The organism is Woeseia sp. D3-10 (assembly GCF_055809415.1).
In genome coordinates this window covers 884,437-906,505 of the sequence record NZ_JBVVTW010000007.1, presented here as the reverse complement: position 1 = coordinate 906,505, position 22,069 = coordinate 884,437, and the positions used below count along the sequence as shown (strand labels likewise).

Annotated in this window: 12 protein-coding genes, 2 tRNA genes and 1 pseudogene; 13 read left to right on the top strand and 2 right to left on the bottom strand. The window is 54.8% G+C overall.

Features of this window, described 5'->3' with window-relative positions; all coding sequences use genetic code 11:
* Positions 1-137: 137 nt before the first annotated feature.
* Positions 138-2,738: a DNA mismatch repair protein MutS gene (gene mutS, locus AC0L8N_RS04820; protein ID WP_473666438.1), complete on the bottom strand. Its 2,601-nt coding sequence runs from the start codon at positions 2,736-2,738 to the stop codon at positions 138-140.
* 101 nt (positions 2,739-2,839) lie between these two features.
* Here mutS and AC0L8N_RS04815 point away from each other — a divergent pair, with 101 nt between their 5' ends.
* The 9 genes from AC0L8N_RS04815 to AC0L8N_RS04775 all read left to right on the top strand — a co-directional run bounded on the left by AC0L8N_RS04815 (position 2,840) and on the right by AC0L8N_RS04775 (position 10,248).
* Positions 2,840-3,925: a glycosyltransferase gene (locus tag AC0L8N_RS04815; protein ID WP_473666437.1), complete on the top strand. Its 1,086-nt coding sequence runs from the start codon at positions 2,840-2,842 to the stop codon at positions 3,923-3,925.
* Positions 3,918-4,424, top strand: a complete 507-nt coding sequence (locus AC0L8N_RS04810; protein WP_473666436.1) for a CinA family protein — start codon at positions 3,918-3,920, stop codon at positions 4,422-4,424. Before AC0L8N_RS04815 ends, AC0L8N_RS04810 begins: the two co-directional genes overlap by 8 nt.
* A complete protein-coding gene (gene thpR, locus AC0L8N_RS04805) occupies positions 4,417-4,926 on the top strand; it encodes an RNA 2',3'-cyclic phosphodiesterase (RefSeq protein ID WP_473666434.1) in 510 nt (169 codons plus the stop codon). The genes AC0L8N_RS04810 and thpR overlap by 8 nt, the downstream gene beginning before the upstream one ends.
* Before the next feature lie 115 nt (positions 4,927-5,041).
* Positions 5,042-6,097: a recombinase RecA gene (recA, locus tag AC0L8N_RS04800; RefSeq protein ID WP_473666433.1), complete on the top strand. Its 1,056-nt coding sequence runs from the start codon at positions 5,042-5,044 to the stop codon at positions 6,095-6,097.
* 59 nt (positions 6,098-6,156) lie between these two features.
* Positions 6,157-6,672 carry a regulatory protein RecX gene (locus tag AC0L8N_RS04795; RefSeq protein WP_473666432.1) on the top strand — a complete coding sequence of 172 codons (516 nt, stop codon included), beginning with the start codon at positions 6,157-6,159 and terminating at the stop codon, positions 6,670-6,672.
* Between the two features lie 231 nt (positions 6,673-6,903).
* Positions 6,904-9,501 carry an alanine--tRNA ligase gene (gene alaS / locus AC0L8N_RS04790; RefSeq protein ID WP_473670039.1) on the top strand — a complete coding sequence of 866 codons (2,598 nt, stop codon included), beginning with the start codon at positions 6,904-6,906 and terminating at the stop codon, positions 9,499-9,501.
* Positions 9,502-9,639: 138 nt separating this feature from the next.
* Positions 9,640-9,864 carry a carbon storage regulator CsrA gene (gene csrA / locus AC0L8N_RS04785; RefSeq protein ID WP_473666431.1) on the top strand — a complete coding sequence of 75 codons (225 nt, stop codon included), beginning with the start codon at positions 9,640-9,642 and terminating at the stop codon, positions 9,862-9,864.
* 124 nt (positions 9,865-9,988) lie between these two features.
* Positions 9,989-10,079 (top strand) — tRNA-Ser (locus AC0L8N_RS04780).
* A 92-nt stretch (positions 10,080-10,171) separates the two neighbouring features.
* A tRNA-Arg gene (locus tag AC0L8N_RS04775) sits at positions 10,172-10,248 on the top strand.
* 443 nt (positions 10,249-10,691) lie between these two features.
* Here AC0L8N_RS04775 and AC0L8N_RS04770 read toward each other — a convergent pair.
* Positions 10,692-12,176: pseudogene (locus AC0L8N_RS04770) on the bottom strand (tryptophan halogenase family protein).
* A 1,066-nt stretch (positions 12,177-13,242) separates the two neighbouring features.
* Between AC0L8N_RS04770 and AC0L8N_RS04765 the strand changes: the two are divergent.
* The 4 genes from AC0L8N_RS04765 (at position 13,243) to AC0L8N_RS04750 (ending at position 21,930) form a co-directional block, all read left to right on the top strand.
* Positions 13,243-16,431 (top strand): TonB-dependent receptor, encoded by a 3,189-nt coding sequence (locus tag AC0L8N_RS04765; RefSeq protein ID WP_473666430.1) that lies wholly within the window; start codon positions 13,243-13,245, stop codon positions 16,429-16,431.
* A 136-nt stretch (positions 16,432-16,567) separates the two neighbouring features.
* Positions 16,568-17,695, top strand: a complete 1,128-nt coding sequence (locus tag AC0L8N_RS04760) for a Gfo/Idh/MocA family protein (protein ID WP_473666429.1) — start codon at positions 16,568-16,570, stop codon at positions 17,693-17,695.
* 123 nt (positions 17,696-17,818) lie between these two features.
* Positions 17,819-19,273, top strand: coding sequence for an MFS transporter (locus tag AC0L8N_RS04755; RefSeq protein ID WP_473666428.1), 1,455 nt, complete (start codon positions 17,819-17,821; stop codon positions 19,271-19,273).
* Positions 19,274-19,611: 338 nt separating this feature from the next.
* Positions 19,612-21,930 carry an outer membrane protein assembly factor BamB family protein gene (locus AC0L8N_RS04750; RefSeq protein WP_473666427.1) on the top strand — a complete coding sequence of 773 codons (2,319 nt, stop codon included), beginning with the start codon at positions 19,612-19,614 and terminating at the stop codon, positions 21,928-21,930.
* Positions 21,931-22,069 lie beyond the last annotated feature (139 nt).

The following is a 22,069-nucleotide window of genomic DNA, read 5'->3' as shown; positions in this document are numbered from 1 at the left end:
GGACCTCGTTCGCTATCCCCGGTACTCGTCCGAAATAGCAGGTGGAGAGCTTCGAAGTCTTTATGCAGGATCAGGCGAATACGATCCTGTGCCTTGAACCAAGGTAGTCAGGCAATAGTTGGTCGTACAGTGAACGGTCAGTCGTTGTCGGCGAGGGTTTTCAGCCGGTAAAGAATGTCCAGCGCTTCTCGGGGAGAGAGACTGTCAGGGTCGACTTCAGCGAGGGTCACACGTAGTTCATCGGCGTCGTCAGCGGGGGATGACATTGCCAGCGGTAACTGTGCCTGCGGGCCGTCATCGGCGCGAAATTGTTGCGATTCAAGTGCCGCCAGGTAGCCGCGCGCGCGTTTAATCACTGAGCCGGGTACGCCTGCAAGAGCGGCAACCTGCAATCCGTAACTCTGATTGGCCGGACCGTTCTTCACGGTGTGCAGGAAGACCAGCTGGCCTTTGTGTTCGGTGGCGTCGAGATGCACGTTTATGCAGCCGGGAATCTCTGCCGCCAGTGCGGTAAGTTCAAAATAGTGGGTAGCGAACATCGTAAACGCGCGGACTTTTTCGCCCATGTAATGCGCTGCAGCCCAGGCAAGTGACAGGCCGTCGAACGTGCTGGTGCCGCGTCCGATCTCATCCATCAACACGAGACTGCGTTCGGTTGCGTTGTTGAGGATCGTGGCGGTCTCGGTCATTTCGACCATGAACGTGGAGCGGCCGCCGGCAAGGTCGTCGGACGCGCCGATGCGGGTGTAAATGCGATCCAGTGGGCCTACACGCAGTGCATCGGCTGGCACGTAGCTGCCGACGTGCGCGAGTATCGCAATCAGAGCCGTTTGCCGCATATAGGTCGATTTGCCGCCCATGTTCGGCCCGGTGATCACCTGCAAACGCGTTCGTTCGGAGAACGTCAGATCGTTGGCGACGAACGGGATATCAATAACCTGCTCAACAACAAGATGGCGCCCGCCGCTTATCTCGATGCACGGTTCGCTGACTATCTCCGGTTGTGTGAGATTGAGTGAGAGTGCGCGTTCCGCGAAACAGCACAATACGTCAAGCTCCGCGAGCGCGTGTGCCGTCTCCTGCAAAGTGCCAAGCACTTCGATCAATTCATCCAGCAACGCTTCGTAAAGTATCTTCTCGCGGTTCATTGCGCGTTCGCGCGCGCTCAGAACCTTGTCTTCAAACTCTTTCAGTTCCGGTGTGATGTAACGTTCTGCGCCCTTCAGGGTTTGTCGGCGCGTGTAGTCGTCAGGCGCTTTGCTTGCCTGACCTTTCGATATCTCGATGAAGTAACCGTGTACCCGGTTGTAGCCGAGTTTCAGTGTGTTGATGCCTGTGCGTTCGCGCTCGCGGGTCTCAAGGTCAATAAGGTACTGATCGGCATTGGTCGCGATGTTGCGCAGCTCATCCAGTTCGTCGTCGTAGCCATCGGCTATGACACCACCGTCCCGGATTAGCATCGGCGGGTTGTCTACCAGTGCGCGTTCGAGCAACTGTCGATGTTTACCATGTTCGCTGATTTGCTCGCGCAGTGATTGGAGTAACGGCGAGCCCAGTGGTTCAAGAGCCTGTCGCAATGCAGGCAAACGCTGCAACGTGGCACAGAGTTGCGACAAATCTCGGGGGCGCGCGGAACGCAATGCGACTCGCGATAAAATGCGTTCGACATCGCCGATGCCATCGAGTTGTTCGTTCAGGGTTTCGATCGCGCTGTGTTCTATCAGCGCGCCAATGGCGTGATAGCGGGAGCGTAGAATTGACGGATTGCACAGCGGCCGCTGTATCCAGCGTCGCAGCAAGCGGCTACCCATCGCACTCTGGCAATGGTCCATGACGCCGGCAAGTGTGTGCTCGTGGTGCCCGGTGAGCGATTGTTCGAGTTCGAGGTTGCGTCGCGTCGGACCGTCCATGACCAGGGCGTCACCGCTACGTTCGACAGTCAAGGAATTCAGGTGAGGTAGCGCCGTTTTCTGCATGTCGCTGACGTATTGCAGCAAAGCGCCTGCGGCGGCGATACCTAGCGGGGTATCGGCGGCGTCAAAACCGCTGAGATCCTTGGTGCCGAACTGATCGCAGAGCAAACGAGTAGCGCTGTCGACGTCGAAATGCCAGGTGGGCCGGGTACTGATTCGCAGGCTGTCTCGCAACATGCCGGTAAGCGATGTGTCTTCACTGGCGATCAGCTCGGCCGGACGCAAGCGCTCGAGCTCAGCGGATAAGGCGCCGCGGTCGGCCAGTTCGGTCAGGCGGAAGCGGCCGCCCGACAAGTCCAGCCATGCCAGTCCGATCGTTGCGGCATTCTTCCTGCCAGTGGCGGAGGACGCATCTTCGTACACGGCGGCCACCAGGTTGTCGCGATGAGCCGAGAGCAAGGCTTCATCGGTCAGTGTGCCGGGCGTAACGACTCGTACAACCTTACGTTCGACGGGGCCCTTGGCCAGCGCCGGATCACCGATCTGTTCGCAGATAGCAACGGACTCGCCTTTGCGCACCAGTTTCGCGAGATAGCCTTCGGCGGCGTGATAAGGCACACCGGCCATCGGAATCGGGTTGCCTCCGGACTTGCCGCGGGCAGTCAGCGTGATGTCGAGCAACTGCGCGGCGCGTTTCGCGTCGTCGAAAAACAACTCGTAAAAGTCACCCATGCGATAAAACACCAGCATGTTGGGGTATTCACGTTTGATGCCGAGGTACTGTTGCATCATCGGCGTATGGGCGGTACTGGCTTTTGCGTTCATCGGTACTTTTGGCAAGCGAGTGCGGCACGACGGCGCCGCCGCGGGCGGACCATGCTAGCCTCTGATCTTCGGCAAGTCGATCCCGGAGCGGGCCTGCGCCAATGAAAGTCGTGCACGTTGAAACCGGACGTCATCTCTACGGTGGCGGGCAGCAGGTGTTGTGGCTGATCGACGGCCTGAATCGCAATGGCATTCACAACGTGCTGGTTTGTGCCAGTGACTCCGCGTTGGCGGAAGCTGCCGATGATGCCGGCATCGATATTGTCAACCTGAGCTGCCGCGGCGATCTGGATTTCGCTTTCGTGGGCCGCCTCCGCACGGTATTTCGCGAACAGAAACCAGACCTGGTGCATTGCCACAGTCGCCGAGGTGCTGATTTTCTCGGTGGCCGAGCGGCACGGGCGAACGGCATTCCTGCAGTGGTTTCGCGGCGCGTCGATAACCGGGAGCCGGGCTGGCTGGCACGCCTGCGGTACAGGCCGTACCGGAAAATTGTTGCTATCTCAGATGCCATCGCCGAGGTGCTGCGCGGCTCGTGCGTTAAGAGCGGCAGGTTGGAAGTCATCCGCAGTGCGGTGGATGCGAGCTACTACGACGAGCCGCCGGACAGCCTCTCGTTTCGCCAGGAATTCGGCCTGCGGTCAGGTGATCCTGTGCTGTTTTGCGTAGCGCAGCTTATTGACCGCAAAGGTCATCGTCACCTGCTGGAGGCGATGAGCAAATTGTTGCCGCACTATCCGCGGTTGCAATTGCTTCTGTTTGGAAAAGGGCCGCTGGAAGCTGAGTTGCGTTCGCTGAGCGCAAGCCTCGGTTTAGCAGACTCGGTGCAGTTCGCCGGTTTTCGCGAGGACCTCGATGACTATCTCGCCTGTGCCGACTTGCTCGTGCATCCGGCGTTGGCCGAAGGTCTGGGGGTTGCAGCGCTCAAAGCCGCCGCCGCCGGGGTGCCGGTAGTGGCGTTTGCGGCCGGGGGATTGTGCGAGGCGGTCGTGCACAATGAGACCGGGTTGTTGGTGCCGCCAGGCGATGTTGCTGCATTAACCGCAGGAATCACAGAGTTGCTTGACGACAGTGAACGAAGGCGGCAATTTGGTGCTAACGGTCGCGCGCGCATGCAAAAGGAGTTTTCGATAGAGGCGATGGTGGCGAGCCACATCGAACTGTATCGATCAATATTGAATGACTGATGCGGAACTTCAAAACCTGGCAGAAACACTGGTTAATGAACTGGCTGCGGCTGGCAAGAGTGTCGCTACGGCAGAGTCGTGCACCGGCGGCTGGGTGGCAAAAGCACTGACCGATATTCCTGGCAGTTCACGGGTCTTTGCTTACGGCATCGTCAGTTATTCCAACGGTGCAAAGGAATCGGTGCTGGGCGTGCACAATGGCACGCTCGCTGAGCACGGTGCGGTCAGCGAAGCGGTGGTCAAAGAAATGGCCGAAGGTGTTTTGCAACTCAGCGGTGCTGATTTCAGCGTCGCGATGAGCGGTGTTGCAGGTCCGGGTGGTGGCAGCGCCGAAAAGCCGGTGGGCATGGTCTGGTTTGCCTGGGCCCGGCGCGGCAAGTCCGGCTGCGATGTTTTCGCTGAATGTCGCCAGCTCGACGGCGATCGTCAGCAGGTCCGTGCGCAGAGCGTTGCTGTCGCTCAACAGGGCGTGCTGGAACGACTTCGACAATATGCCTGACAAGCGCCTGTTCTTCGCGCTGTGGCCCAATGAGCGACAGCGAGAGCAGTTGCGAGACCCGATCAAAATCGCAAGTAGCAGCATTGAAGGAAAGCCAGTGTTTCGTGGCAATTGGCATGTCACGTTGCTGTTTCTCGGTGCAGTTCCTGATGTGGACATTCCGTCCTTACGGAGCGCGGCGCATGAATTACGAACGGAACCGTTTCGGCTGCGGTTTGACCGCGTTGAATTTTGGCCGGGACCAGAAATTGCCTGCCTGCTTGCTTCCTCCGTACCACCGGCATTGAGCCGGCTTGTGCAGGAATTGGATGCGCTTGCCGATGGCGTGGGCCAACCGCGTCAGAAGTCGACTTACCGCCCACACATCACCATCGCCCGGCATGCGCGTTCCTTCCCGCCCGAGCCGCTTGCGCAGCCCGTTATGCTGGAGTGGTCCGGTTTCGAATTGATGGAGTCGGTCTCGACGGCGCACGGTGTGCAGTACTACTCGGCTATTCAATGAGTTCGACGCCTTTCCTTACACATTGCCCGATTTTGCATCCGTCGGGCGGCTGTGAGCGACCTCAATCTATGAAATAATTGCCAGCCTCACTCACAGCGGCATGGCAATCGATACTATGGATGACAATCGCAAAAAGGCACTCGCAGCGGCCCTCGGCCAGATTGAAAAGCAGTTTGGTAAAGGCTCGGTTATGCGTCTCGGCGACGGCGGACCGTCACGTGACATTGAGGCCATTTCCAGCGGCTCTATAGGGCTCGATACCGCACTCGGCATAGGCGGCCTGCCCAAAGGCCGGGTTGTTGAAATCTACGGCCCGGAATCATCGGGTAAAACCACGCTGACACTGCAGGTGATCGCCGAGGCCCAGAAACTGGGTGGAACCGCAGCTTTTGTCGACGCGGAGCACGCGCTCGACCCGAGCTACGCGGAAAAGCTGGGCGTCAACGTTGACGACCTGCTGGTCTCGCAGCCGGACACCGGCGAGCAAGCGCTCGAAATCACGGACATGTTGGTGCGTTCCGGCGCCATTGACGTGATTGTTGTCGACTCCGTGGCCGCATTGACGCCAAAAGCGGAAATCGAAGGCGAGATGGGTGATTCGCACATGGGCTTGCAGGCCCGGCTGATGTCGCAGGCGCTCAGGAAGCTGACCGGCAACATCAAGCGTTCTAACGCGATGGTCATCTTTATTAACCAGATTCGTATGAAGATCGGCGTGATGTTCGGAAGTCCGGAGACGACGACCGGCGGTAACGCACTGAAGTTCTACGCGTCGGTACGCCTCGACATTCGCCGGATTGGCGCGATCAAGAAAGGCGATGAGGTCATCGGCAACCAGACGCGCGTGAAGGTGGTGAAAAACAAAGTTTCGCCGCCGTTCAAGCAGGCCGAATTTGAAATTCTTTACGGCGAAGGTATCTCGCGAGAGGGCGAGATCATCGATCACGGTGTTGCGCAGAACATCATCGACAAAGCCGGCTCCTGGTACAGCTATGGTTCCGACCGTATTGGCCAGGGCAAGGAAAACGTCCGTGAGTACCTCAAGACCAACCCGGAGATTGCTGCGGAAATCGAAAAGAAAATTCGCGCAGCGATGATGCCGCCGAAGGTAGATCCGAAAGATGCGGCAAAAGAGGCGGACGACGACAAGCCGGTCGCTAAAGAAGCCTAAGGCCGCGAGTACTATCGCGAGGGGCAGTTGCCGGAGGTAGCTGCCCCTTTTTTAATGTGATGCCAGAAAACTCCCCACTTAACGACGAGATTCGTGAACTGCAGGCCGCTGCGGATCAGGAGCGTTTTGCGAGCCCGCAGGAAGCCCGCAAGAAGGCGATGGACTACCTCGCGCGGCGTGAATACGGTCAGGCAGAACTCAAGAAGAAGCTGGCGGGTGCGGGCTTTAGCCGCGATGCGACCGAGCGCGCGGTGGACCAGCTCACGGCCGATAATCTGCAGGATGACCTCCGCTTTGCTGAGAGCTTCATGCAATCGCGTATCAGTAAAGGCAAGGGTCCACTGCGGATTCAACTGGAATTGAGCCAGCGCGGAATCGACAGCGGCATCATCAATAAGGTACTTGACGAAGCTGATGAAGATTGGCGGGCTCTGGCAAAATCAGTGCGGCACAAGCGGTTCGGCGCCGGCCTGCCTGCTGACTTCGCCGAAAAGGCGCGGCAGATGCGTTTTCTGCAATACCGGGGGTTCGAACCCGAGCAGGTACAGGCAGCGGTTGGTCGCGGCGACGACTAATGCTCTGCTGCCAGTAACGCCCCCAATGAAGCTTGGCGATGCTGCGCCCCAGCATGCCGGATCGATCCTGCCGGCGACGTCCGGTATGTGGAGTACCGGACTCCACAGGTCTGACCCGCACCGCCCCAAGCTGTATCAAAGCCCTGTTTCTATGGAATAATCGCGCCCTTGCTCGACCTGATGCCTTCTTGCAATGCGGGCCTTCAGCCTCATACTCAACCGATGACCAAGATGACCAGTAAAGAACTGCGCCAGGCATTCCTGGAATTTTTCCGTGCCCGCGATCACGAGGTGGTAGCGAGCTCGCCGCTCGTGCCTGGCAACGACCCGACGCTGCTGTTTACCAATGCGGGCATGGTGCAGTTCAAGGATGTGTTCCTGGGCGACGACCAGCGCAGCTACCAGCGAGCCGTTACTTCGCAGCGTTGCGTGCGCGCCGGTGGTAAGCACAACGACCTCGAGAACGTTGGCTACACTGCGCGCCACCACACGTTCTTCGAAATGCTTGGCAACTTCAGCTTCGGCGATTACTTCAAAGAACAGGCTATTCAGTACGCCTGGGAGTTTCTTACCGAGACCATGGGCCTGCCGCCAGAAAAGCTGTGGGTAACCGTCTACGAAGACGATGATGACGCGGCCGATATCTGGTTGACGAAAATGGGTGTCGACAAGCACCGCTTCTCTCGCCTGGGCGCTAAAGATAATTTCTGGGCGATGGGCGACACCGGGCCGTGTGGCCCGTGCAGCGAAATTTTTTACGATCACGGTGCCGATGTGCCAGGCGGTCCGCCAGGTTCGCCCGATGAAGACGGCGATCGTTACGTTGAAATTTGGAACCTCGTTTTCATGCAGTTCGAGCGTGCCGCCGATGGCACGCTGACCCCGTTGCCGAAGCCATCCGTCGATACCGGCATGGGGCTCGAACGAATAGCAGCTGTGATGCAAGGCGTGCACAGCAACTACCAGATCGATTTGTTTGCCAATCTAATCAATGCTGCGGCGAAAATTGTTGGTGTGAAGAACGATGGCTCCAGCTCGCTGAATGTCATCGCCGATCACATTCGTGCCTGTTCGTTCCTGATTGTCGATGGAGTGTTACCGGGCAATGAAGGGCGCGGTTACGTCTTGCGGCGCATCATTCGCCGCGCGGTTCGTCATGGCAAAAAACTGGGTGCCGACGGTGCGTTCTTCTGGAAGCTGGCAAAGCCGCTGATTGATGAAATGGGCGAAGCTTACCCGGAATTGGCGAAGGCACAGGCGCACGTTGAGAAAGTGCTGCGTAAAGAGGAAGAACGTTTCGCTGAAACCCTCGATCAGGGCATGGAGATACTTGAGACTGCCATTGCTGACCTGCAGGGCAAGGAAATCCCAGGCGATGTGGTTTTCAAGCTCTACGATACCTACGGCTTTCCCGTTGATCTCACTGCAGACATCGCGCGCGAGCGCGACCTGACCGTTGATACCGAGGGTTTCGAAACGGAAATGGGTGAGCAGCGAGACCGCGCTCGTGCAGCGAGCAAGTTTGCGGCAGGTGACGGTGGCAACGTGCGCACGGATGTCGAAAGTGCGTTCAGTGGTTACGACGGTTTAACTGACAAGGGTAGAGTCAGTGCGCTGTTTCTGGATTCACAACCGGTTGAGACGCTGACCGAAGGGCAGTCCGGTATCGTCGTGCTGGACAATACGCCGTTCTACGCAGAGTCCGGTGGTCAGGTGGGTGATACAGGCACATTGAAGAACGATGCTGCCGGTTTTGCTGTAAGTGGGACTCAGAAGAGTGGTAAAGCCAACCTGCACGTTGGCGTCGTGACCAACGGTGTGCTTAGTGTAGGCGACGAGTTGCACGCAGACGTCGACGAAGAGCGCCGTCGCGCAATTGTGTTGAATCATTCGGCAACGCACTTGATGCATGCGGCGTTACGCAAAGTGCTTGGTGAACACGTCACGCAGAAAGGTTCACTGGTTGCCCCGGATCGTTTGCGGTTCGATTTCTCGCACTACGAGCCGATGACCCGAGAACAGCTCGAGCGTATCGAAGCCATGGTCAATGAAGAGATTCGACGCAACACAGCAGCGGAAGTGAATCTGATGGGCTACGACGAAGCGGTAGCCTCGGGTGCCATGGCATTGTTCGGCGAAAAGTACGATGACGTAGTACGCGTTCTCCGGCTCGGTGATTTTTCTGTCGAGCTTTGTGGCGGTACGCACGTCGCGCGTTCCGGTGACATCGGCGTGTTCAAAATCACCTCCGAGGGTGGCGTGGCGTCCGGTGTGCGACGTATTGAGGCTGTAACCGGCAAGGGTGCGCTGGAATGGATTGATCGCAATCAGCATGCACTCGACGACGTGGCGGGCCTGGTGAAGAGCACGCGCGATCAGGCAGCAGTCAAGGTTGAGCAGCTAGTGCGCCGTAGTCGGGAGCTTGAGAAGCAACTTGCGGAGGCGAAGCAGCAGTTATTGTCCGGTGGCGCAGCCAGCATGGATGACAGCATCACTGAAGTTTCCGGTATTAAGGTGCTGTCCAAACGTATGGACGGTGCCGACGCGAAAACACTGCGTGATGCCGTCGATCGCTTTAAAGACAAGCTGCAAAGCGCGGTGGTCGTGCTGGGCTCTGTTGACGATGGCAAAGTCCGGCTGGCAGCAGGCGTAACAAAGAACAACCTTGACCGAATCAAGGCCGGAGACGTGATTAAACCAGTCGCCGAGATGATTGGTGGACGCGGTGGCGGTCGCCCGGATTTCGCTCAGGCAGGGGGGAGCAACCCCGACGAACTGGACGCCGCTCTGGCATCGGTCGCGGACTGGGTAGCAGCAGAGCTTGGGTAGTTCCGGGCTGCGTCGGCGGGCTACTCTGGCACGATGCTTGCGCACGACGGGGGGAATTCGTCTATTATTCGGTAATTCAAGCGTTTAAGCGCAGATAATAATAAAGGGCAGGAGCCCATCGGGCAGGAGTAGGAAGTCATGCTGATACTAACGCGGCGCGCCGGCGAGACGGTCATGATCGGGAGCGATGTCACGATTACCGTCTTGGGCGTCAAAGGGAATCAGGTCCGCATCGGCATTAATGCCCCACGGGACGTCGCTGTACACCGGGAAGAGATATTCGAGCGAATCAAAAACGAGCAGAGCAACAAAGAGAGTGGGGATACTGATACCGGCGATACCACGCCATCGGCGGATATTTAGGCCCTGAGTACCTTTACCTCCTGTACCCGGATCAGTAAGATGCGGGTCCGCTGCCGGCAGGCAGGCCCGCTGCTCTGGCGTCAAGTCAGTTCGGGTCAGAAGCCTTGCAAGAAAAACCCAATTCGGAGAGATGGCTGAGTGGTCGAAAGCGCTCCCCTGCTAAGGGAGTAAGGGTTAAAAGCCCTTCGAGGGTTCGAATCCCTCTCTCTCCGCCATATTTTGCGGTGGCAAAACGTAGTAATTGGGGTCCCATGTCCCTATAATCGCCGTCCCGCAGCAGTCCTCGGGACTGCAAAAAGCAAACAACGCGCCCGTAGCTCAGCTGGATAGAGTACCTGGCTACGAACCAGGCGGTCGGGAGTTCGAATCTCTCCGGGCGCGCCATACAAGAAAAGGGTTAACCGATCTTCTCGGTTAACCCTTTTTTCTTCGACAGATTTTTTGATTCGTCGGCCAATCAGGATCAGGTGCGGCGTTCCATTCATAATCTGACGATGGGGCCCAAGCACAGGTCCATCACCACAGCTAAATTCAGTCAGCTCCCGTCAGCGCAGATATAACTGATTGCGCTTATCCGCTTCTCATTCGGTTCGGCGGTGGAAACTCCTGCACCGGCGGGTCCTGAGCCGGCGCATGTTAATTGAACTCCCGTCGGTGGATTCCAAATTCCGTTTGTCAGCTGACACCTCGTCTTGAATCAGTATCTATATTCGATTCGTGACCGGGTGTCCGGAATCGCGGGGGGAAGGTGCCAGGCCAGCCCCGCGCTTAACCTTGTGCTTCTTGTGTACGATCTGCCTTAGTTCGTAATCTTCGTTCAACGTTACTCAGTTCGGCGCCGGGCAATACTGCCTTACAAAGTCATTGTGATCTGGCAACTTGGCAAGATTAGCCCTTACAGAAGCACTCAGCTTTTCAAGCTCCTGCTTCAATGCTTCCGGTGGCAATATACGACCGGCACCGTGACGATGTTTTGGAAAAAAACCTTGCCCAATCATCACCTGAACCCAGGAGTGCCCGCGGAATAGGTTCACCAGGTCAGGCGATACAAAGCCGTTTTCCTTAAATATTTCGATGCGGTGAGCGAGGCTGTCCGGAATATCCATGGTGCGATAATAATTCCAGAGTTCACTGTCATCCCGTTGCGTTTGTTTGTAGTGAAGGATGACGAAATCGCGTACCGCCTCCCATTCAAATTGGCTTTCACGATTAAACTGCTCGGCCAGCGGCGCCATGGCGCCCGCAAACGGGAAGAGCTTCATCAGGCGTACCAGCGCAGTGGTAATCAAGTGAATGCTGGTTGATTCAAGTGGCTCGAGAAAGCCGCTCGACAAGCCGATGGCCACACAGTTCTTGTGCCATGGATTTACTCGGCGACCGGTCTTAAACCTGAGCAGGCGGGGTTCAGTGATGGTCTCTTCATCGATATTGCCGAGCAACGTTGTACGGGCTTCTTCGTCGGAACAAAACCGACTGCTGTAAACAATGCCGTTGCCGGTACGGGTTTGCAGGGGGACACGCCACTGCCACCCGCAGGGATGTGCAATGACGTGTGTAAAGGGGGAAGGCGGTTTGATATTCTTCGACTGTACTGCCAGAGCGCGGTCGGCGGCTAGCCAATGGCTCCAGTCCTCGTATTCAACATTCAACGCGTCGCCGAGCAGCAAGCCTCTGAAGCCGGTGCAGTCAATAATGAAATCACCGGTGACCTGTCTGTCTCGCTCTAGCTCCAGCGTTTGGATTTTACCCGTCACCGGGTCAACGGTTGCTTCGCTAATCATGCCTTCGATGCGCCGAACACCCAGAGATTCGCCTATTATCCGAAGAAATCCGGCATAAGCTGTTGCGTCCAGGTGAAAGGCGTAGGTCAGCGGCGTCTCACCCACTTTCAAAGCGAATTTACCGGCCTGCAACGCCTTCACTTCGAGGCAATGGTCCTCCAGGTTGCCGCCAAAGCCATTGGTTTGCGCCTCCAACCAGTACTGGTGGAATTCCACCATCCAGTTGCTTTGCCCGATCTCACCGAACGAGTGTACGTATCGCTCGCCAATCGCGCCCTAATTGTCAAAGACAATGCCAAGCTTGAAGATTGCCTGGGTCGCGCGCATATACTCACGTTCGTCGATGTCGAAAAACTGGTGAAATCTCCGCATGGTGGGAATAGTCGTCTCGCCCACACCCACGGTTCCGATTTGATCGGATTCAATCAGGGTGATGTCGAGCAAGTTACCCAGCCGCTTGACCAGACTGTAAGCTGTCAACCAACCAGCTGTTCCGCCACCGGCGACGACTACGCGAGTTTTCTCCTGCATTAATGGTTCTCCAGAGAGTCAACGACTCAAGTTATATTGCAACTGCGCGCCGCTTGCGCGGCGTCAATTTACCTATATTCGTGCAAATCCGAGACATTCTTCAGGCCAATCCGTTGTTACGTTTTTGGCGAAACCGAAATTTGATAGTCGACCTTACTTTGCCTGAAAGAGTTAACCGCACACGATACGGGGCTTGAACATATCAGTCGGCGTCCTTGGCGAAAACCGCGGGCGGAAGTCTGCCCGGTGATCGACGCGGCCCAACTTGGTTGGATTACGTTCGCCATTCCTCGTTAGTGGCTCTGGCTCCCTTGATGACGGCGAACCAGTTGAATTTGAGCCAGTTCCCTCTGAGCTTTCTGCCGAAGTTTTCGAAAAAGACGTTCTCCGTCGTTTGCCTTGCTGGATGAAGTGCAGCTTTCAGCTGAGAATCTTCGGTCTTAAGTACGTCCACTGGTAGGACTAACAAGTAGGCGTTGTACATTGGGAGGTATATGTTGATGCGGCAACGAGCTGTGAATGGCGAATTATGGTCAGCAATGGCGGCATACTAATTCCTCCTGAGAAATTAGGAATAACTAGCGTCAAGAGGCAGGTTACTTAAGTAAGGCACGATGCCTGCGCAATGGCTCAGACGACGATCGGAAGTTTGAGGGGGGGGCGAGTGGGCCGTGAGCCGCTGTTCCAACCGGGTCTCGCTGGCTCTCGACCCTTCGAGAAGGCAGCCAAAGCGTTGCGTAAAAATGAGGAAGGAATCCTCACTGTGATCGAACCAGAATCAAAAAGTCTTTTTGGGTTTTCTAGGCCCAACCCCTTTATGAGAAGGTCGTAACGAAAGGTGCGACTTAAACGCCACTGATCGGTGGCCAAAAAAAGTGGCGTCGTTTGGCCAATAGTGGTAGAACGAATAAAGGGGCTCCATACTCATGCGTCGCGTTTTCCATCAGGTCAGGATGGTAGCGCTACCATAGGCAGACCCGGGGGGGTGTCCATGCGAGATGGCACCAAAGTGCAATGCCGGGATGACCGGAATGAGGTACTGAAGATGGGTGAGATCAACACAACTATGAAAAGAACGAAATTGGCTATGGCCATATCCGCTGCTCTGTCTATTGTCGCCAGCCCGGCGGGCGCTCAGCAGGGCAGTGACGATGCTATTGAAGAGGTAGTGGTTACCGGTATCCGCGGCAGTTTGCAGGCGGCCATGGATATCAAGCGTGAATCTACAGGCGTGGTGGACGCCATTTCTGCGGAAGATATCGGTAAGTTTCCCGATACCAACTTGGCGGAATCGCTACAACGAATTACCGGCGTGTCCGTCAACCGCGTCGAGGGCGAGGGTTCCGAGGTCACGATTCGCGGTTTCGGTGGCCAGTTTAACCTGGTGACCCTGAACGGCCGGCAGATGCCCGCAGCCGATTCCCGGGCGCTGTTCTTCGGCGCCAATGTCAACACAAATTCCGGCGATTCGCGCTCATTTGACTTTTCAAATATTGCGTCCGAGGGCGTATCGGGCTTGCAGGTGTACAAAACCGGCAGGGCCGGGGTCCCGTCCGGTGGCATCGGCGGCACAATCAATGTTCAAACCATCCGCCCGCTGGAAGTGGGTGATCAGCTTTCATTTGGCGCCAAAGCCGTTGACGACGGTGGTGGCGACAGCGTTACGCCAGAGCTTAGTGGTGTGGGCAGCTGGACGAATGACGCAGGTACATTCGGAGTGAGCGCCTTCGCTTCCTACCAGGAGCGCGAATATTCGAATCGCACGGCGATCGGGCAAGGTTTCTTCGTTTGGGAAACGCCTTTCGATGCAACTACCCCCGCCTTTTCGAACGCCACCATCGTCAATGCACCGGACCCCGATCAACTGGCCGGTTTTCGGCCAAATTCCGCTATGGTGTACACCGAAGGTGAGCGCGAACGTACAAACACTTCGATAACCGCGCAATTCGCACCCAATGACCGCATGACCTTCACGCTGGACGCGATGTATGCGCGGAACGACAAGAGCGAAAAGACGGTTGGCGATATGGCTTTCTTTGTTCGCCAGTTTGATTTTGCCCGTTTCGACGACGATCCTGTTGTCAGCATGCCTGACTTGCTCGGCGAGCCGCTAGTGGCGGGTGGCGGCAGCGACTTCACCCAGGCGGGTAAGGAGCTTCCGTTCCGGAACGGCCTCATCAACATTAGAGACGAGTTGTCTTCGATCGGCGCCAATATGGATTTTGTGGTCAATGACTCGTGGTCGATGAACCTTGACTTGTCACATGCTGAAGCGACGGCCGGTGGTAATGGCCCTGGTGGCTCTATCTATGATTCGCATTCCCTTGGCGGTCAGGCAGTCGCCTTCCAATTTATTGACGGCCGATCCGACATCCCGCAATACGTCCAGGCCATCGCGGACGGCTCCGGCCCGACCAGTACGGTGGTCAATGGGCAGGTGGTTAACTTTGCAGGTGGCAATGCGAATGGCGTCATGGAAAAGTCAGATCTTGGTTCTCAGTGGATCTTTAAGAATTTCAGCGACCAGAAAAGCACCATCGACCAGCTCCAATTAAAGGGCTCATGGGACAATGGCGGCGCAGTCACAGCCAATTTCGGTATGGGCTATTACGATAACTCGATTCAGCAGCAGACTCGTAATACGTCAGAGGAACTTGGCGGCTGGAATACGGGCTACATTGGCGATGTCGTGGCGTTAATGGGGGAGGATGCTATCGAAACAATCTGCATCTCCTGCCAGTTTAACGACAATGACAATCTCATCCTGTCGGAGGCGCAACTGGTCGCGGATTACACGGCCGCCGGCGGAACAATAGCCCCGGGCGCCAGCCTCAGAGTTGGGGGGCAGGAAGCGTTCTATGTCGACCCGATAGCATTCGCCCAGGCCTTTGACGGCTTCACCAGCGGCGGCGGGTCAGTTTACGACATGAATAATCGCAAAGTGACAGGCTCAAACAATCGTACGATCGACGAAGATGTTACGTCATTGTACGGCGAGATTGTCCTCGATGGCGAAGTCAGCGGCATGCCGTTGCAGGTTGTGGCCGGGCTGCGCTATGAAGACACGAACGTCAAATCCACATCGATTCAGTCGATCCCGATTGCCAAGGCCTGGGCATCGGACAACGACTTCGTCACGATATTTGGCTCTGAAGCATCGGCAGTGTCACAGAAATTCAGTTATGACAACCTTCTGCCGAGTCTCGATATCTCGTTGGAGCCCACAGACGACATAAAACTACGTTTCTCGATGAGCAAAACCATAGCGCGTCCGGAATTGTCCAGTATGTTCGTCGATACCAGTGCCGGTAATCCGACCACGGCGACGGCGCTGGGTGGCGTTGCCAGCGGTAGCAGGGGTAACGCACAGCTGGTACCGCTTGAGTCCGATAACCTCGATTTGTCGTTCGAGTATTACTTCGGTGAAGGTAGTGCCGTTACTGTCGCCTACTTCGACAAGTCGATATCGAACTTTATCGGCAACGAGCAGGTAACTACAAACCTGTTCGGTCTGACTGACGTCTCCAGCGGCCTGCCGGGCACGGTCTCGGGTGACGCTCTCGCGGCATTGCAGGCGCAAGGCTGGGAGGCGACTGAGACGAACCTGTTCACGATGACGGCTATCCTTGCTAATCCGCTGGATTTCCCAGGTGGTGCCGCTGAGTTCATCGACCCCAGTCAGCCGGGAGGCGCCGCGCAGTCATCGAATATAGCCACGGCGTATGACATACCCCCTCAGGCAGGCGATCCGTTGATGAGTTTTCTCGTCCAACAACCCACGAACGCAGAAAATGCCAATATCGATGGCTGGGAAGTCGCCTTGGTGCACTTCTTCACCGGTCGTCTTAACGGCTTCGGTGTCCAGGCTAACGCGACCTTTGTCAACGGCGACGTCTCATACGACAATTCGCTTCCTCAGTCAGAGGATCAGTTCGCGCTGACGGGTTTGTCGGATTCGTGGAATTTCATCGCCTTCTACGAGAACGACACGTGGAGTGCGCGTATTCTGTTCAACCATCGTGATGAGTTCCTGGAGAACACTAACGTCGGTGACCGCATACCTCGGTATGTTAAAGAGTACGAGCAGCTTGACTTCAATGTTGGCTTCCAGGCCACCGACAATCTGACGGTTACTCTTGAAGGCATCAATATGCTGGAGGAGCCAATCATCTATCGTGGCCGCACAGAAGGTATGGTACAGGCCTATATAGAAGGCGATCGACGCCTGATGTTGGGTGCGCGGTATACATTCTAGAGGCCGAGATCGGCAATTCTAGAAGCGGGCATCTGAGTACCCACCGACATGTCGATGTCGGTGGGTACTACTCGTCCGAGAGAGTTGCGCCTACATTGGTCTGAGCAAAAAATCACCGACCGAAGGAAAAAAAACATTGACTATCAGAATCGGAATTGTCGGCCTGGGTTTCGGCGCGGAATTCATCCCTATTTACCAAGCGCATCCGTCTGCAGAGCTGGTTGCTGTTTGCCAACGATCGCAGGCATCGCTTGATGAATGTGCGAATCGATACTCAATTCCAAAACGCTACACCAGTTATGAACAAATGTTGGCTGACCCTGACATTGATGCTGTCCATATCAACACACCTATTCCAATGCACGGTAAGCAGTCGATTCAGGCCCTAAAGGCAGGGAAGCACGTTGCTTGTACCGTGCCTATGGCAACGACAGTTGAAGAGTGCGAAGAGATTGTGCGTCTCTGTGAGTCGACAGGTCTCAAGTACATGATGATGGAGACAGTCGTGTACTCCCGAGAATTTCTCTTCATGAAAGAGCTTTTCGAAAAAGGTGAGCTTGGCGATATCCAATTTCTCAAAGCATCGCATCAGCAAGATATGGAAGGCTGGCCGGATTACTGGCCGGGTCTGCCGCCAATGCACTATGCAACGCACTGCGTCGGGCCGATCTTAGGGATCGATCAAAAAGATGCGTTGTCAGTATCCTGTTTGGGTTCGGGTCGTATCAGACCTGAATTGCAAGAGCACTACGGATCGCCATTTGCGATCGAGTCTTGCCATATTAAGCGGGCCGATTCCAATGTTGTCGGCCATGTTTACCGATCTTTGTTTGATACTGCGCGGCAGTATCGTGAGGGATTTGAAGTCTACGGCTCCAAGAAGTCGGTTGAGTGGCCGTTAATTGAAGGTGAAGAACTTGTGGTGCATACCGCGGGCAAGTCAGAAGAAGAGATTCCTGAGCGTGTAGCCAGTCCCGATTACGCACACTTGTTGCCTGATGCGATCGCACCATTCACTCAAGCCGGTGTTTACAACAAAGATGAAGAAGAGCATCTGTCATTCACGCAAGGCGGCGGGCACGGCGGGTCTCACCCGCATCTGGCTCACCAATTCGTGAACATGCTGGAAACAGGCACACGAGCGTACCCCGGACCACGGGCGTCAGCGAATATCACTTGTGTCGGAGTGCTGGCGCATGAGTCGGCGATGAATAATGGCGTAGAAATGGCGTTGCCCGAATTCACTCTTGGTGGTGACAAATGACCGGTACGCAAATCGCAGTCACGGGTTCTAGTGATGCTCAGAAATACTGATTGTTTATCTTGAGTTACCACTGCCGACAAATTTACTTTTCACAGCAACCACCTACCCAAGGAAAAAATCACGATGGTCGACAATAGAAAGCGGTTATTCGTCGCCAGTTTTGTAACCTTACTTGTCGCCGGATTATTTTTCGGCTTGCGAGCCAGTATTCTTGGTGACTGGGCCACACAATTTGGGTTTACCAAGAGTGAGCTTGGAGCTATTACAGGTGGTGGCTTTGTTGGCTTTGGGGTGGTCGTATTGATTGCGAGTGCCTTAGCCGAGAAAGTTGGCTATGCAATATTGCTATGGGTAGCTTTTGTACTGCATATACTTTCAGCACTAATTACGATCGCCGCAACGGCTGTATACGGTGATGGGTCCGCTGGCAATGAAGCCGTGTTTTGGATGTTGTACGTTGGCATGTTTATGTTCGCCTTTGCCTGGGGTACGTGCGAGGCCATTGTCAATCCCTTGACGGCGACGCTTTATCCAGACGAAAAAACTCACTACTTGAATATTCTTCATGCCGGCTGGCCTGGGGGGCTTATCCTTGGTGGCTTGATCGCTTACTTTTTTGCCAGTGCAGATGCGAAACTATTTCAGGTAAGTTGGGAAATATTGGTCGGTTTGATCCTTATTCCAATATTCGTTTACGGCTACATGCTATTCGGACAGAAATTTCCTCTCTCTGAGGCACGCGCAGCCGGCGTCACGTATATGAGTATGTTGAAGGAATTTGCCGCACCGCTTTTTCTCTTCCTCCTGTTTCTACATGCCTGTATAGGCTACGTCGAACTGGGTACTGACAGTTGGATCATCAACATCATGCAAAACCTCATCGCTGGTGATGCATTCCTTCTGTTTATTTATACCTCGTCAATCATGTTTGTCTTGAGATTCTTCGCCGGTCCAATCGTTCACCGTATCAATCCCCTCGGGCTGCTATTTACCAGCGCCGTATTGGCGACAGTTGGCCTGTTCATGCTGGGTTCCGTTGCTACGGGTATGGCGATAATGCTAGCCGGTACAATATACGGCATCGGAAAAACGTTCTTCTGGCCAACAATGCTGGCTGTGGTATCTGAGCGTTTCCCGAGCGGCGGCGCGCTGACTCTCGGCGCTATTGGCGGCATTGGCATGCTCTCTGCCGGGCTTCTGGGCGGACCTGGCATTGGCTACAAACAAGACCATTTTGCGGCTGAATATTTAGATGAAACACATCCGGCTCTTCATCAAGAATATGTTTCTGAGCGGAAGCAAGGGTTTCTCTTCTTTAATGAAATCGCTGGCTTGGACGGCGCCAAAGTAGGCGCACTTCTTGAAAGAAACCCAGCCGAATTATCCGCTACTGAAGCCGAAGAACGCGCAATTCTTGTGGAGGCCTCAGTCCGTGGTGGCCAAAGTGCTCTCAGGTGGACTGCTCTGGTACCGCTGGCCATGTCGTTCGGATTCTTGCTGTTGATATTCTATTTCCGAGCGCAGGGAGGCTACAAAGCCATTCAACTTGGGAAAGAAGACAGTGCGACCGGCTACTAAAAAAGCAAATAGAGATTCGGGCCTGTGTGTCGCTGCTGCTGCGGCAAGTAGCGCTGCGGCACAAGGTATTGGATTTCCTATGTTCTCGACTTATCTCGGCCTTCCGCTTTTTTGTCAATCGAAAGGTGGATTCAAGCCGAATGAGTTCGTGGGCGAGGGCAGAGGACAATAGCATGAGCCGAATATTGCTAACGAGCGGTGCCGCCTACTTCCTTCGTGCTGGCCAGACTCAGTATGAATGGAGTTATTAAAATGCCTGCCGGACACCACATTATCAACAACATAAAAAAATTAGATCATCTGTTATTTAAATGTAAACGGATCGAGGCCACGAACCGATGAAAAAACAACTCAATACGCTTTCTTCCCTGATATTCCTTGTCGCCGTGGTTTCATGTGGCGGCGGGAACAACGACGTATCGGGCCAAGCAAGTACCGAGGCTAAGGCAAGTGCGAACGCACAGCAAAGTACCGCTGCCAAGCCAGACGCAACGGGTAAGAAAACCAGGCTGAACAATTTTGTCGATTGGGCTACTTACCGTGGCGATCAGGAAGGTTCTGCATACTCTTCTTTAGACCAAATTACTGTTGAAAATGTTCAGTCGTTGGAAGAAGTGTGGACCTATGACGCAAAGAATCTTGTCCGTCCAGGTATGGAATCGAATCCGATTGTCATCAAAGGCGTAATGTACTTTGCTGACCCGGAGTTAAACCTGGTGGCTCTGGATGCAGCAACCGGTAAAGAGCTTTGGATATTTGATCCGTCTCAGCATGATGCCCGGGGCGACGATCTGCCGGCAGGAATTCAACGGGCAGAGGTGTATTGGGAAGATGAGAATGGCGAAAATGCCAGGATTTTTCATCTGGCAAAAGACGTGATATGGGCTGTTAACCCCGATGACGGAACGCTGATCAAATCGTTTGGCAAAGACGGGCGTCTTGATTTATGGGAAAACCATGTTTGGCCTGCTGAACTGGTCCGTAACAAGCTGACCAACAACTCGCCACCAGTAACCTACAAAGATTTCCTAATTGTCGATTCCAATGTCTTTGAGAACCGAGAAGAGCCACCGGGTAACGTTCGCGCGTTTAGCGCCTTAACCGGTGAATTTAGATGGAGATTTCACACCATTCCTCTGCGAGGCCAGCCCGGCTACGAGACATGGCAGTGGGAAGAAAATATGAACTACGGTGGCGCCAACTCGTGGGGCGGATTTACTGTAGATGAAAAGAGAGGCTGGGTGTTTGGTGCGACCGGCGCAGCTACGGGCGGAATCCATGGCAACGGTGGAGCCAGACCGGGTAAGAATCTTTATTCAAACTCTGTAATTGCTCTTGATGCAACGACCGGTGAGTTGCAATGGCATTTTCAAACCATTCACCACGATATTTGGGACTACGACATCGCACCAGCACCGATGCTAGCGACGATTACGCTAGAAGACGGTACAGAACAAGATGTGGTTGTTCAGACAGGCAAGCAGGGAGCATTTTTCGTATTTGACAGGGATACAGGCGAGTCACTGTTCCCCATTGTGGAGAAACCTGTTCCGACTGAAGCAGCACCGGGTGAAGTTCCATATCCAACCCAGCCGTGGCCGTTAAAGCCGGATCCTCTTGTACGAACGTCTTTCTATGAGTCAGATCTGACGAACATCACACCAGAGTCACGTGCATCCGCCCTGGAGAAGTTCAAAAAGCTCAAAGCTGGACCGATGTACACGCCTCCAAGTATCGAAGGAACCATCGTACAGCCGGGCATTCATGGCGGAAACGAGTGGGGCGGGCCGGCCTTTGATCCGGACACCAACATCGCCTACGTAAACGTGAATGACTTTCCGTTTATTTTGACGCTGGACCCGATGCAACCTGATCAATTTACAGCTATGACGGATCTGCAGCGTGGCCAGACAATCTATAACGGGCAATGTGCGGTTTGTCACGGTGCCGAACGCCAAGGTGGAATCGGCTTCCCGCTGGATAACTTGGCGTATAACAATGCCGATCTGAAAGAAATCATCACGAAAGGCAGAAATGCAATGCCTGCATTCCTGTACTTTGAAGACGATGAGTTGGATTACTTGGTCTCATTTCTTAAGAGTAAGCCTGGCGAAACCGGATCCAGCTCTGACATTGATCTGAATGATGAGACGTTGACTTGGAGCGGCGGAGAGGGCGAGCTTGCCTGGTCCACCTCTACCCCGCAGTACGCTGCTCAATTGGATTATTTCACAGACCATATGGGCTACCACGCCATTCAACCACCCTGGGGCAAACTCATTGCCGTCGACGTAGCGAAAGGTGACATCTTGTGGTCAATCCCACTCGGTGAATATCCCGAACTAGTCAAAATGGGAATTCGAAATACTGGCGCTGAGAACTTCGGTGGCATGGCAGTGACCAAAGGCGGACTGATTTTCATAGGTGCAACAGAAGATAGTCGCTTCAGAGCATTTAACAAAACCAACGGCGAGCTCTTATGGGAGTTCGAAATGGATGCACCTGGCTTTTCGAGTCCAACGGTCTATGAAATTGATGGACGCCAGTATGTCGCGATCGTAGCTGGTGGTGGTGGCGGTCGTTATCGTTCGCCTGTAACCGGTCCTATTGGCAAGAGGCTTCATGTCTTTGCTCTGCCAGAATCAACGGTTCAATGAAAGTAAGCGCGATGCTTAAGTAATAAATATTAGGCCGCGCCAAAACAAAGTACGCTGACCTGTTCACCGGGTCTCCCGGTCCAGTTCAGCGTACTTTGTAAACTTTGAACAAAACGAAGATGTGACTCAATCTACGAGC

Coding starts and splice junctions, on each gene's coding strand:
- mutS (WP_473666438.1), bottom strand. CDS start 2,738: ATGAACGCAAAAGCCAGTACCGCCCATACGCCGATGATGCAACAGTAC.
- AC0L8N_RS04815 (WP_473666437.1), top strand. CDS start 2,840: ATGAAAGTCGTGCACGTTGAAACCGGACGTCATCTCTACGGTGGCGGG.
- AC0L8N_RS04810 (WP_473666436.1), top strand. CDS start 3,918: ATGACTGATGCGGAACTTCAAAACCTGGCAGAAACACTGGTTAATGAA.
- thpR (WP_473666434.1), top strand. CDS start 4,417: ATGCCTGACAAGCGCCTGTTCTTCGCGCTGTGGCCCAATGAGCGACAG.
- recA (WP_473666433.1), top strand. CDS start 5,042: ATGGATGACAATCGCAAAAAGGCACTCGCAGCGGCCCTCGGCCAGATT.
- AC0L8N_RS04795 (WP_473666432.1), top strand. CDS start 6,157: ATGCCAGAAAACTCCCCACTTAACGACGAGATTCGTGAACTGCAGGCC.
- alaS (WP_473670039.1), top strand. CDS start 6,904: ATGACCAGTAAAGAACTGCGCCAGGCATTCCTGGAATTTTTCCGTGCC.
- csrA (WP_473666431.1), top strand. CDS start 9,640: ATGCTGATACTAACGCGGCGCGCCGGCGAGACGGTCATGATCGGGAGC.
- AC0L8N_RS04765 (WP_473666430.1), top strand. CDS start 13,243: ATGAAAAGAACGAAATTGGCTATGGCCATATCCGCTGCTCTGTCTATT.
- AC0L8N_RS04755 (WP_473666428.1), top strand. CDS start 17,819: ATGGTCGACAATAGAAAGCGGTTATTCGTCGCCAGTTTTGTAACCTTA.
- AC0L8N_RS04750 (WP_473666427.1), top strand. CDS start 19,612: ATGAAAAAACAACTCAATACGCTTTCTTCCCTGATATTCCTTGTCGCC.